Source organism: Paenibacillus terrae HPL-003, assembly GCF_000235585.1.
GTDB lineage: Bacteria > Bacillota > Bacilli > Paenibacillales > Paenibacillaceae > Paenibacillus > Paenibacillus terrae_B.
In genome coordinates this window covers 2,002,460-2,015,764 of the sequence record NC_016641.1, presented here as the reverse complement: position 1 = coordinate 2,015,764, position 13,305 = coordinate 2,002,460, and the positions used below count along the sequence as shown (strand labels likewise).

Here is a 13,305-nt window from a genome sequence, read left to right as displayed (position 1 = left end):
GTGAAACCACGAGAGTGGAAGGATAAACACATAAACCTGTACAATGTAAAAGTACAGTGCCATGGGAATAGGCTCGGCTGTCCGCCGAAATCAGGGAGGAAAAAGTCTATATGATACCTGAGGGGAATTTACAAAGTAATGTAGACCGTTTCAACGGCTTTGCCGATGACTACGACCAACACCGGCCAGAAGCACCGTCGCTCGTTGTCGAGATCATTACCCGTTATCTGGAACGAAAAGTGGAGCTTGTGGCTGATATTGGCTGTGGGACAGGGCTTTCAACTTTCATTTGGAAAGACGCGGCCCGGCAAATTGTCGGCATTGAACCCAACCCGGACATGAGAGGAAAAGCGCAACGTAAGCTAGAGACAGCAGGAGCGACAACGGCAGACAGCATCTCCTTCAAAAGCGGGTTCTCCAACAACCTGCCCTTTGAGGATGGAACTGTAGACGTCATCACCTGCTCTCAATCCTTTCACTGGATGGACCCTGTCAGCACGCTCAGGGAAGCGGGCAGAGTCCTGGCTCAAGGCGGGGTATTCGCCGCCTTTGACTGCGATTGGCCTCCGGTGCTGCAATGGGAGATAGAACAAGCTTATGCACAGCTAATCGCCGAAGCAGATGAAATTTTGAAGCGGGAAGCACCTGTAGAGCAGCAAGCCCATAAATGGAGCAAGGATCAGCATCTGGCTAATCTGCGCAGCAGCGGACAATTCCGATATACTCAGGAGATTGTCTTCCATAACCATGAGCAGTGTGACGCAGCTCGTTATATAGGGCTTGTTCTTAGTCAAGGCGGTATACAAACGCTATTCAAACTCGGCAATCGAGCGCTTGATGAAGATTTGGCCCGCTTTGTGAAGCTCGTAGAAGATCATTTTCAGGACAGAACATTGAATATCCTGTTCAGCTATCGTATGCGGCTCGGCGTCAAATAGAAAGGAACAAGATCATCCTGTTGACATGTTCTTGGGCTCAAGCCCAAAAAAGACTCTCCTTCGCCTCGTAAAAACGAGTGCTTACAGGAGAGTCTTTTCACTGCAGTTCCGCTCTGCCTTCGGCTTAGGAAGAGCGGACAGCCAATAGGTGCGCCAACCGATCAGGGTAGTCCGTGATGATGCCGCTCACCCCGTCCTCCAGTAATCGCTGCATTTCTTCCGGCTCATTTACTGTCCACGGATGGTAGACCATACCCGCTGCCAGTGCCTCAGATACCCCTTCTGGTGTGACGGAATGCTTGTAAGCATGCAGTGCTGTGGCCCCGAATTGTCTGGCATACTCCGATGGACGTACCATAATCTCAATATACAGCGCTCCCGTCTTGATCTCAGGGGCCAATTGCGCACAGAGCGCCAGTGATTCATGATTGAAGCTGGAGATAATCACCCGCTCCTCTAAGCTGAAACGTCGTACAGCAGCAATCACCTCTTCCTCCATACCAGGATAGAGGTAAATACTATTTTTTAATTCCAGATTAATGATTGCATCGGAAGCCTGCGCCAGCTCCAGCAGCTCATCCAGCAACGGCACCCGCTCACCCCGGAATTTCTCATCAAACCAGCCGCCTGCATCTAACCCATTCAGTTCTTCCAGCGTAATATCACGTACATCCAGCGTGGAACCTGTCGTGCGTTCCAGCGATTCATCGTGAATGAGCACCAAATGCCCATCCCGGGTACGCTGCACATCCGTCTCTATGCCGGTGGCCCCCAGCTCCAAAGCGTGGCGAAACGCCGCCATCGTATTTTCAGGGCATACACCCGAGGCACCGCGATGTGCAAAATTAATAACTTTCCCGGTTACAGTCACAACATAACCCCTCCTGTCATTTCACAGGACATTATACCTGATCATTGTTTGGGCTGTATAAAATGTTCATTCTGGTGCCCCTTCTTCTATGGCGTTTGAACAATTTCCCCAATCCAATTGGTATAAAACGTATTCCCGTTCCGTCGATCAAACGCCGCTGCCGCCGACTCTGCCAGTGGTCTGAAATATGCAATAATTTCTGTCAACGTACGCTCCTCTTTGCCCCACTCCAAAGAAGCAGGCAGCCGAACCAATCGACTTTTCCCCGAAGTGTCCAGCCTTTGCAGCAGACCTACCATTGCCGCGTAAAAATACATTTGCTCCAGCCCGCTCTCATAATCCAGCGCCATATGCAAATGACGCTCTACCACTTCAATTCCCTTAACCGGGTCCGCAACCGCCAAATACTCGATATGCTCCGCTATGGTTTTCAGAAAATCACGATCATCCCGAACCAGGCGATACCCATTACGATGATGATCCTTCGCCTTGTCTGCTTCCCCTTGACGATAAAGCGGCAATAGCACCTGTGAGAGCGTCACATGCGGTACTTCCGCACATGTCATCCGTCCCGACAAAATCGGTTTGGCCACGGCAAGCGCCTGCTCGTCCTCTCCGGTCAAATAGTAAAACCGCACGATCTGGCTCTGCTCGCAGGCTTCACAATCACTCATGCTATCCCGTTCAATCGTACGAAAGGTATCCAGATACTGGCGTGCTTCATCCAGTCTCCCCATATCCATCGCGATACGAAACTTATAGTAGTGATACGGACGCTCATTATACCCGTATTCGGCATAACGTTTGCGCATATCCTCCACAAGATTCTCCACCTGGGCTTTCGGTATATTGGGAAAGCTGCACACCTTGCCGAGAATCCATTTGTAAGTCCACAACAACTCTTGCTCATCATATTCGTCGGGTTTTTGATCAAATTGACCCAGTTGCCACGAAAAAGCGATCAGCGCCTTCAACGGATATCCATTAAAAATAGCGCAGTCCACAATCTCTCCCCGGACTTCGTAGGCGAGTTCCTTCAACCCGGAAGCATCCGCCAAGCGGGCCGCTTCCTCCAAAATCGCCAGCTTGGCCGCCCCTCCGGGCAGATCCTGCGCCTGTTCCATCAAATCATATATCGTATCTTCCATTCGGCTAGCCTCCTGTAATTACGCAATTACGTATTTTGTCCGTTCCCCAATCCCCAATTGATAAAATGCAGCACACTCCGATTCATCAGCCCCAGCTCACTCCGATTCATCGGATAATGGCCCATCATAAGTGCATTCACATACATCATTTCCGTTGCAGCCGTAATCATCAGTGTATCGGTAGCCTCCAAAATACGCGCCACCACCGGATTGTTTAGATTAAAATATAAGGTTGAGTAGCCCGCATTCTGCTGAACCCCCGCTTTCAGACTATCGAGTACATTAGAAAAAAGTGCGGTTGTTTCTTCGACAGTGTTTTCCATGGAGCGCAAGGTTAGCGCATCCTGCGAAATGGTATACAGCACAGGCAAGCTAGCAGGCTCAAAACGCTTCAATTCAGTGCGGCAGCGCATCGGTTGCAAAGCAACATCCATGACGCGCAGCACGCTGTAATACTGCTCTCGTTCTTCCTGCGTCAATCCGGTAAACGACATGGATACATCCTCAGGACTAAGCCGCTCGGTTTGCAGGGCAGGGTCGATCCAATGCAGCTTTTCCAAAATTTCCGTATCGTAAATATAGCCGCCATTGATCACCAGCATGGATTGCGCCGCCGCCACATGGGTAATCTGACGATACTCATCAACCGTCGATGTGTAATGGAGCGGACGCCCACCCGCCTCGCGGATCAATTCACTCAGCTCCCGCCGCCCAAATGTACTTTCAAAGGAAAACCAGCGGTGCATAATCCGCAGAAATTCATCATCCTCCACCGCGAGCGCCTTCATGGAAAGCTCATGCAAACGAATCCAATGCTGCAAGCGGTCTGGCTCATACTCCGCCATGCGTAGCAGCTCTTGCCGAATACAGGTTCCCAGTTCAGAGCGAACACCATCAAGCTGCTCATTTTCATAAAAATACTCACGTGATGCCGTCGGCTGCAATTCATCTGTCCAGATCAGACTTTTAATGAAAAAAGCCCACTCCGGCAATACATTTTCTGCTTTGTCGGACACCAGCATATGCTTCAGATACACCCGATGCAGCCGCTTGCTGTTGAGATTAATACTACGCGGCAAAATGAATGCAATCCCGCCTGTTCTGCCTGATGCCGTCCGCAGTGGAATAAAATCGCCAAAGCGCTCACCCATCAGGCGATAGCCCAAGTCCAGCACCTCACTGCGACGACTGCGCAATTGTTCCGGGTCCTGCATCCAACTGGTAGATGGAAGATTGACGCGCTTGGTCCCCCCATCTACAGACAGCATGACCGGATACGGCAGCAACGCCCCATAATAGAATAGAGACTCCTCCACCTGCGCTGGCTCATAATAAAACTCGCTCCCCGGCTTGCAGCGCAAATAAATTTGCGTGCCTACAGGCAACTCAGTTTCCAATCGACGGATCGTATACGTTCCGTCCGGTTTTCCTCTCCATTCCATGGAGACGCCTTCCTGTACCGAGCGCGTCAGCACCACAATTTCGTCGCTCACCATAAAGCAAGACAGCAACCCGATTCCAAATCGTCCGATAAATGATGTCTCCGAGGCCAGTAAATCCGTCCCCTTCTTCGAAGACTGGCCAATGATCGACAGAAAGCGGTGAATATCCTCTTCTGTCAGTCCAATGCCGTTATCCTGAATCATCAAAACCTGCTGCTCACCGGAACCGGATAACTCCACGGTCACTTTACCTTCAAAGCTTTTACTTTCAGCAGCAGTCTCCCCTAGCTCCTTGCGAGCCGTAATTGCGTCTGTTGCATTTTGCAGTACCTCACGTATAAACACGCGTGGACTGCTATATAAATGATTGGCCAAAATATCAATCATACCGCCCAAGTTCACCTGAAAACGATATTCGTCCGTTTGACTCATACAGATCATTCCTTTCTATAAATGCTACGGAAATCCTTGGCTTTTGAATAAACCATCATGTGAATTATAGCGTGGATTACAGACGGATTGCACACCTGCATTTCCGATATCAATACGTTGACAATGCTATAATAGGGTCTTTTTTCACCTTGGCTAATCGGAGCTGGGTCTAATTAACTTCATAAAAATGTATGTAATACGAGAGTATAGTTAATAAGCATCATCTTTGCTTAGTTAAATTTAGTAATTAAAATAATATTTATTTAAAAATCAGCCTGTTCTTGTATCGTTATATCTGCTGAGGGACAAATGGCTCATTTTATACAAAAAGCCCGCATGACTGCTCCTGTATACCGATACAAGAGAGAATGCGGGCTTTTTCAGGTACAGCCAAGCTGTACCTTTTGCAGAAAAAGAATTAATGAGACTTGGCGAGACGGATTACGTTCCACGAGGCTTTGCCCAAATGAGCTTTTACGATGCCATCGTCGAGCTTGGCATTACCACCGTCGTGAGGCGTAACCTTTTCTCCTGCCGGACTGTTGGTCGCTTTGAGATCGTCATGCTCCAACACCGTATGCTCCACAATGCGATAGCCTTCGAAGCTACGCACATCCACCGTCAACTCCAGCGACTCGGACAAGTGACGGTTTACCGCAAAGACGGTCAGAGCGTCTCCCTCTTCATCATAAACCACAGCGCTATCCAGGTAAGGAATGTCTGTGAAATCCTTGGAATCGTATTTTTCCGAGTCTACCACGGGCATCAACGATACACCGCGACCATAACGGGATGCATGCAGATATGGATAGAAAATCGTCTGTTTCCACGCTTTTCCGTTATTTTCAGTCATGATTGGCGCAATGACGTTGACCAGTTGGGCAAGACAAGCCATTTTTACACGGTCAGCATGACGCAGGAACGTAATAAGCATGCTTCCCACCAGCAGTGCATCCTCAAAGTTGTAAATATCCTCAAGCTGAGGCGGTGCCACAGACCACGGATCAATTTTGCTGTCCGCATCGTTGGAATGGTACCACACATTCCATTCATCGAAGCTAAGCATCATTTTTTTCTTGCTGCGCTTCTTCGCTTTGATATAGTCACAGGTCGAAATAACTGTATGGATAAAATGGTCCATATCCATGGAACGTGCCAAATAATTGGCCGTATCATTGTCGTGGTTGCCATAGTATTGATGCAGAGAAATATAGTCGGCTACCTCATAGGTATGATCCAGCGTCGTCGCTTCCCATTCAGGGAACGTCGGCATTGTCGAACTGGAACTGCCGCAAGATACAAGCTCAATGTCAGGGTCAATCAGCCTCATTGCTTTTGCGGACTCTACCGCAAGGCGACCATACTCTTCCGCTGTCTTGTGTCCGATCTGCCATGGTCCATCCATTTCGTTGCCGAGACACCAGGTTTTAATCTTGTGCGGTTGCTCTACACCGTGACTGCGGCGTAGATCACTCCAGTAGGAACCGCCCGGATGGTTACAATATTCCACCAGATTACGTGCCGCATCAATCCCGCGCGTACCCAGATTAACCGCCATCATAACCTCTGAGCCGATATCTTTCGCCCATTTGAAAAATTCGTTCGTGCCCACTTCATTCGGCTCGACCGTTCTCCACGCCAGCTCTAGCTGTCTAGGTCTGGACGCGACAGGACCGACACCATCTTCCCAATTGTAACCCGATACAAAATTGCCGCCCGGATAACGTATAATAGGCACATCAAGCTGTTTCACCAGCTCTTTTACATCATTACGGAAACCGCTTTCATCACTAGTTGAATGAGTAGGCTCATAAATACCGCCATATACAGCACGCCCGAGATGCTCTACAAAAGAACCATAAATGCGTTTATCGACTTCAGCAATACGAAATGACTTGTCTACAATCATTTTTGCTTTTACAGCTGCTGCCACCTAAACCATCCTCTCTGAATGCGAAAATAAAATCCGTTGTACCTCTAAGACTAACAAGCCGTTTTATTTACGAATTTAATATAACACACCATAAATATCATGGTCAATGTTATTATTAAATACTTAATGTATTTATTAACAATATTAATAAACGATAAGCATTTGGTTACGTTTAGCAAATAACTACTATTTAAATTGTTTAGTTGTACAGATACGATTAAAATTTTACTAAAGAAAGTGGGATTGACAGAGGCAGGGCTGCATGAGAAAATGTACGCGCGTACACAAAATGACTGGAGGTGGGCAATATCGCATCGCGCAAGGAAGTAGCAGAGCTCGCCGGCGTGTCTGAAGCGACGGTGTCGCGGGTATTGAATGCGACCGGTCCCATCAAGGAAGAGACCCGGAGAAGGGTTCAAGACGCCGCCAATCAGCTTGGATATGTTCCCAGCGCGCTGGCCCGCAACTTTGCTCGAAGCAAGAGCGGCCATCTTGGCGTGGTTATGCCTTATGTACCAAAGGCGCACCTGTTCTCAGCCTATTTTTTCTCCGAGATGCTGAGCGGCATCGGAAGCAAGGCCAGGGACAACGGGCTCGATCTGCTACTATTGTTCCGAAAGCCTGGGGAAAAGATGGATTACAGCGCTCTTTTCCGCCAGCAAAAGATCGATGCCTGTATCATCCTTGGAGCCAGGGATGACCCCGATGAGTTGGAAGCGCTGAAGAGACTTCAGGAAGAAGGGCGTCCGTTCTGCGTCATGAATCACCATTTTGCAGGACAATCGTTCTGTGAAGTGGATGCAGACCATGTGGAGGGAAGCCGGGCGGCTGTAAGTCACCTCATTGAGCAGGGGTGCAAGCAGATTGCCTTTCTCAACGGCCCGGATATTTATTCCAACAGTACAGAGCGATTGAAGGGATACCGCACCGCGCTTCAGGACGCCGGTATTGAATATGATCGCGAGTTGCTTCTGGAGGGCAATTACAGCCGTCGAAGCGGGCTCGAAGCGTCGGCTACCATCGCAGGCAGGCTGAATGATATTGATGCCATATTTGCGGCGAACGACCGGATGGCCATCGGGGTGATGCAGGGTCTGCGCGAGCTCGGACTGGGAGTTGACCGATTCCCGGCGTTCGTGGGCTATGACGATTCGGATGTGGCGGAGATGGCCGTTCCGCCGCTGAGCAGTGTCCGCGTTCCTTTTTATGAGATGGGGGAGCTTGCGGCCTTGAAGCTTATACCGGATCCTCTGGACCGCATTTCAGCCTTGGAACTGACCGGGTCCGCCTCGATAAGAGAGCTTCTGTCCACGGAGTTGATTATCAGGGCATCATCCATTCGTCAGTAACCGCATTCGTCAACAATACGCTGGAACTTCAGACCCATAAGGAGGATAACGACATGTCTAATCGGCTTCGTATCGGAATGGTTGGCTACAAATTTATGGGCAAGGCTCACAGCAACGCTTACCGTAGCCTGCCCATGTTCTTCCCGGGTGCCCCGCTACAGCCAGAGATGTCCGTCATCTGTGGACGCAATGAACAGGGGGTTCAGGCGGCTGCAAGCCAGTTCGGCTGGACCGAAAGTGTTACCGATTGGCGTGATCTGGTGAAACGTGACGATATTGATCTCATTGACATCAACGCCCCGAGTAATGCCCATAAGGAAATTGTCGTTGAGGCTGCCCTCCATGGCAAGCATCTGTTCTGTGAGAAGCCGCTTGCGCTATCGCTGGCGGATTCCCGTGACATGCTGCAGGCAGCGGAGGAAGCGGGAGTCAAACATATGATCGGCTTCAACTACCGCTTCTCTCCGGCTGTCCAATTGGCGAAGCTGCTAATCGAAAGCGGTCGCCTGGGGAAAATCTATCATTTCCGTGCCTTTTTCCTTCAAGACTGGATCATGAACCCGTCCTTCCCGCTGGTATGGCGGCTGCAAAAGGAAGTGGCCGGTTCTGGCTCTCATGGTGATCTTGGCGCCCATCTGATTGATCTCGCCCGGTTCTTGGTCGGCGAGTTCCATGAAGTGATTGGCATGAGCGAGACGTTCATCAAGCAGCGCCCGCTGGCTTCGGAGATGACCGGATTGAGCGCCAAGGGCAGCGCCGGGGCGAATGAGCCGATGGGAGAAGTGACGGTCGATGATGCCACGCTGTTCCTGGCACGCTTCGCCGGAGGTGCGCTAGGCAGCTTCGAGGCCACACGGTTTGCAGCCGGACACCGGAGCACCAATTCATTCGAGATCAACGGTAGTCTGGGCAGTGTACGGTTTGACTTTGAACGGATGAACGAACTGGAAGTGTATTTTACGCAAGATGAGGAGGACGTACAGGGCTTCCGCCGCGTGCTCGCCACCGATCCGGCACACAAGTACTCCGAGGCCTGGTGGCCTGCGGGACATACGATCGGCTTCGAGCATACCTTCACCCACGAGATGCTTGAGCTGATGAATGCCATCTCCGAGGGACGACAGCCTGTGCCGAACTTCCACGACGGTGTCGCTTGTCAGGCCGTGCTTGAAGCGGTGGAACGATCCATAGAGGAGCGCCGCTGGGTATCCATTGAAGAAATGTAATATAACATCACATTCCGAAAGGTGAGTGAATTACAGATGAGCAAGGCACTTATTGTATGGGGCGGATGGGACGGACATGAGCCGGAGCAGGTGGCGGCTATTTCTGAACGGATTCTGAAGGAAGAGCAGTTCGAGGTGGAGGTGTCTAATACCCTTGAAGCCTACCAGGATGCGGAGAAGCTGCTTGGCCTGGACCTGATCGTTCCATTGTGGACCATGGGACAGATTGAGCAGGAACTGGTCAATAATGTCTCGGCAGCCGTTCAGAGCGGCGTAGGCCTGGCAGGCTGCCATGGCGGCATGTGTGACGCCTTCCGTAACAATGTGGATTGGCAGTTCATGACAGGCGGGCAATGGGTTGCACATCCCGGCAATGACGGGGTGGAGTATATGGTGAACATAAAGCGCGGCTCCAGCCCGCTGCTGGACCATATTGAGGATTTTCAGATCAAAAGTGAGCAGTACTACCTCCACGTAGACCCGGTGGTTGAAGTGCTGGCAACCACGCGCTTCCCGGTCGTACCGGGACCACATTCGGCCAATGGGCCGGTGGATATGCCCGTTGTATGGACGAAGCGCTGGGGGAACGGCCGCGTCTTCTACAATTCGCTGGGACATCACGCGGATATCATGGATATGCCTCAAGTGACCGAGATGATGCGCAGCGGGTTCCTGTGGGCTGCGGCAGGCAAACAGACGGTGGCTGCCCGGGGCAGCTCCCTGGCAGATGCTTATACGGGCATGGCAGACAACCAGCAGCGATAGCGTGAACAGGATGTGTCGGATGTAGTAAGGAATATGCCATTATCCATTTTTTGAAGGTGAAGGGAGTCCAGGTATGAAGAAAATGAAGGTGGGCATTATCGGTTGTGGTAAAATCAGCGGAATTTACATGGAAAATTGCCATCGCTTCGACATTCTGGGGCTGTCCGCAGTAGCGGATCTGGATCAGGGCCGGGCTAAGGAGCAGGCGGCAGCGTACAACGTTCCGAACGTATATACGGTCGATGAGATCCTGGCTGATCCGGAGATCGAGCTCATCATTAATCTGACCATTCCGGCCGTTCACGCCGACGTGTGCCTCAGAGCTCTTGAAGCAGGCAAGCATGTCTATGTGGAGAAGCCGCTTGCGGTCACCCGTGAGCAGGGTCAGGCTGTCTTGGAGCTGGCCCGCCGCAAGGGACTGCTTGTCGGCTGCGCACCAGAGACCTTCTTTGGCTCCGGCATTCAGACGTCATTGAAGCTGATTGAGGACGGGGTCATTGGCAGGCCGGTAGCCGCTACGGCCTTCATGATGAGCCGTGGACATGAACATTGGCATCCCGATCCTGAATTTTATTATGCTGTGGGCGGCGGCCCGATGTTTGATATGGGCCCTTATTATTTGACGGCTCTGGTGCAATTGCTTGGTCCGATTGCCACCATCTCCGGCATGACAGGCAAGGCGCTAGACCAGCGAACGATTACAAGTGAGAAAAAGAGAGGCCAGACCATCCCGGTCGACATTCCGACCCATGTGGCCGGATTGCTACGCTTCGAGCAGGGGGCTGTCGGCACGTTGATTACCAGCTTTGACATCTTTGGTGGAAGTTCCCTGCCACCGATCGAGGTATATGGCACTCTTGGCACGCTGCAGGTGCCTGACCCGAACACGTTCGGAGGGCCGGTTCGCTACAGGCTGCTGGGCGAGCAGGAATGGACAGAGGCTCCGCTGCTGCCGGGCTACCAGGAGAACACACGGGGCATTGGTGTTGCCGATATGGCGTACGCTGTCCGCAGCGGACGACCTCACCGCGCTAGCGGTGAACTGGCCTACCATGTGCTGGAGGCAATGTGGGCGTTCCATGATTCCTCCGATGAGCAGACATTCTATCCGATGCAGAGCACATGCCTGCGCCCGGCGGCTTTACCGGAAAACCTGCCCTTGTATACGTTGGATACGTAAAGTAATGTCAGCCTGATGCTGATCCACCTGTGCCCTTTCTCGCTGTCAAATATAATATTTCCGTTGCGGCTATAACGGCTCGCATCTACAGATTGAAAAGAAAAATTCGTAAACATGTCCATGTGAACCCAAAATAGCGGAGCCCCTCTTTCAAAGAGGGGCTCCGCTATTCGTATTGTGACATTGTAGCCAGATACAAAAGAGGAAACGCGTTATTTTTCACCATATGCCTGATTGAGCGGGATATAAACGCTTTTGTTTACGTTGCTCCTCCAGTAAGTGCATCATCTGTTGTTGAACGCTTCTGGTCTGCTGCGTTGCAAATGCGGGATGGGCAAGGTTACATGTTTCCAAAGGGTCGTTGGTCAGGTTATACAATTCATATTCGTCACGAGCCGGTTTTGTTTTGACCTGTGTAGCCCATTGAGAGTATTGTCCGCATGTATGATCACCCACTGGTCGCATCGAAACATCCCTCACCCCTGGTTGACTCCAGAATTGAGTACTGTCAAAATAGCGGGTAAACTTCCACAACTCCTTAACACCCTCTCTTTGCAGGGTCGTAATGACCGTCTCGATATGATTGGGCTGAACAACAGACGGATATGCCTCTCCCAGTATATTGATCTGCCGCTGGCCTCGGGTCACATCGTCGTCGGTCATAAAATAAACCGGCTGGTCAGCTATTTCACTTGGGTTCTGGCCTCGGATAACAGGAGTAAGATTACGTCCCACCAAGGGACGGGCTTCGCTAAAGCTGTTTTGCAGGCTGCTCTGGATCGCAGTGCTGTCAGCATTCGCTAGTCCAAGCAAGGTAGGCAGGAGATCTACGTGGTTTGTCAGAGTGTGTTCGCTTTTATATTGAGGAAACAGATGTTTGTTATGGATAACTAAAGGCACATGCACAATCTCTTCGTAGGCACAGTAAAATTTTTGATGAAGATTGCCATGAGCACCTAGCAGATCTCCATGATCGGATGTAAAAATCACAATGGTATTATCGTAAAAAGAAGAACGGGTCAGTGCTTCAAATACCTTAAGCATCTGATGGTCTGCATTTTTTTGCAACTGATAGTACAGCTTTCGGTAAAAGGGCTGATCAATAATGGGCTGTAACGCTCTAGGGTAAATATCCCGATAGCTTGCTTGACAGCGTGGCTTTGTAGCCAGCCATTCGTTGATAGTTGGAGGAGGCGCGACTGCTGGCATCGGTTCCACCTCAAATCGAAACATAGGCAACTGCGCAGTAATAGCTCCATATAATACAATATCATGCGGATTCACAAATGAAGCTACGACTAACCAAGGCTTGGTATGGTTGTCATGTTCTTTCTGGCGGTCGAGGGCTTCAATAAGCTGGGCGGTATCCGCAGCATACACCTCGTCTCTCCCACTTAAACCGAAAGCGGCGGAAGAACCGGAATTTCGTGGGTTTCTCCCATGCGGCTCCGGACCGATCCACCCCGAAAAGCCGAAGTTATCCAAGCGGTCGGCTCGATCATATATGGCTTCCCGTTTTCTGTCGGGTACTCCCGTCAGCGGATGATAGCTAGGGAGGGCTTTGTGCGTACCCGGCATGATAATATCCTCATCGGATATATGCCATTTTCCTTTATAATAAGTTTGGTATCCGGCTGCGCGAAAGTAATCTCCCATCGTAGGCACTGTGTTTCTATCCAGCCAGAACATATCGGAGTCGAATGCCCCCTTGGCCACCCCATCTGTCTGAGTTACACCATGGAGTGACGGATAATGGCCGGTAAACAAGGTTGTCCTGCTGGGGCTACATGCAGCACTTCCAATATAATGCCTATGAAACTCCAGCCCGTGAGACCTCAAGAGTCCTTGCGTAATAAGATTTTGTCTGCTCCATTCTTTGATTTCCTGGTTTTCATAAACGGCAGGATACCGTTCCTCATCCACAAGGAGTATCAGAAAATTAGGTTTTTCAAAGGTTCGGGGGGAAAATGAGCTATCGTTCATGGAATACACATCCTAGGTTGGTTTTTACCCTAAGATTA

General features: G+C 50.6%; 10 protein-coding genes. 5 read left to right on the top strand and 5 right to left on the bottom strand.

Annotated elements, in window-relative coordinates; translation table 11 throughout:
• Positions 1-110: 110 nt before the first annotated feature.
• Positions 111-938, top strand: coding sequence for a class I SAM-dependent methyltransferase (locus HPL003_RS09200; protein WP_014279360.1), 828 nt, complete (start codon positions 111-113; stop codon positions 936-938).
• A 124-nt stretch (positions 939-1,062) separates the two neighbouring features.
• Here HPL003_RS09200 and HPL003_RS09195 read toward each other — a convergent pair whose 3' ends face one another.
• From HPL003_RS09195 to arfA, 4 genes are all read right to left on the bottom strand, one after another.
• Entirely contained in the window at positions 1,063-1,809 is a 747-nt protein-coding gene (locus HPL003_RS09195; protein ID WP_014279359.1) for a glycerophosphodiester phosphodiesterase, read from the bottom strand.
• Positions 1,810-1,895: 86 nt separating this feature from the next.
• On the bottom strand, positions 1,896-2,957 hold the full coding sequence (locus HPL003_RS09190) for a hypothetical protein (RefSeq protein ID WP_014279358.1): 1,062 nt from the start codon (positions 2,955-2,957) through the stop codon (positions 1,896-1,898).
• Between the two features lie 26 nt (positions 2,958-2,983).
• Positions 2,984-4,831 carry an HSP90 family protein gene (locus tag HPL003_RS09185; protein ID WP_014279357.1) on the bottom strand — a complete coding sequence of 616 codons (1,848 nt, stop codon included), beginning with the start codon at positions 4,829-4,831 and terminating at the stop codon, positions 2,984-2,986.
• Between the two features lie 418 nt (positions 4,832-5,249).
• Positions 5,250-6,764, bottom strand: coding sequence for an arabinosylfuranosidase ArfA (arfA, locus tag HPL003_RS09180; protein ID WP_014279356.1), 1,515 nt, complete (start codon positions 6,762-6,764; stop codon positions 5,250-5,252).
• Positions 6,765-7,057: 293 nt separating this feature from the next.
• Here arfA and HPL003_RS09175 point away from each other — a divergent pair, with 293 nt between their 5' ends.
• From HPL003_RS09175 to HPL003_RS09160, 4 genes are all read left to right on the top strand, one after another.
• On the top strand, positions 7,058-8,113 hold the full coding sequence (locus HPL003_RS09175; RefSeq protein ID WP_420795080.1) for a LacI family DNA-binding transcriptional regulator: 1,056 nt from the start codon (positions 7,058-7,060) through the stop codon (positions 8,111-8,113).
• Positions 8,114-8,166: 53 nt separating this feature from the next.
• Positions 8,167-9,339 (top strand): Gfo/Idh/MocA family protein, encoded by a 1,173-nt coding sequence (locus tag HPL003_RS09170; RefSeq protein ID WP_014279354.1) that lies wholly within the window; start codon positions 8,167-8,169, stop codon positions 9,337-9,339.
• Between the two features lie 36 nt (positions 9,340-9,375).
• Positions 9,376-10,104, top strand: coding sequence for a ThuA domain-containing protein (locus HPL003_RS09165; protein WP_014279353.1), 729 nt, complete (start codon positions 9,376-9,378; stop codon positions 10,102-10,104).
• A 73-nt stretch (positions 10,105-10,177) separates the two neighbouring features.
• A complete protein-coding gene (locus HPL003_RS09160) occupies positions 10,178-11,284 on the top strand; it encodes a Gfo/Idh/MocA family protein (RefSeq protein ID WP_014279352.1) in 1,107 nt (368 codons plus the stop codon).
• Between the two features lie 219 nt (positions 11,285-11,503).
• Here HPL003_RS09160 and HPL003_RS09155 read toward each other — a convergent pair whose 3' ends face one another.
• A complete protein-coding gene (locus tag HPL003_RS09155) occupies positions 11,504-13,267 on the bottom strand; it encodes a sulfatase family protein (protein ID WP_014279351.1) in 1,764 nt (587 codons plus the stop codon).
• Between the last annotated feature and the right edge of the window lie 38 nt (positions 13,268-13,305).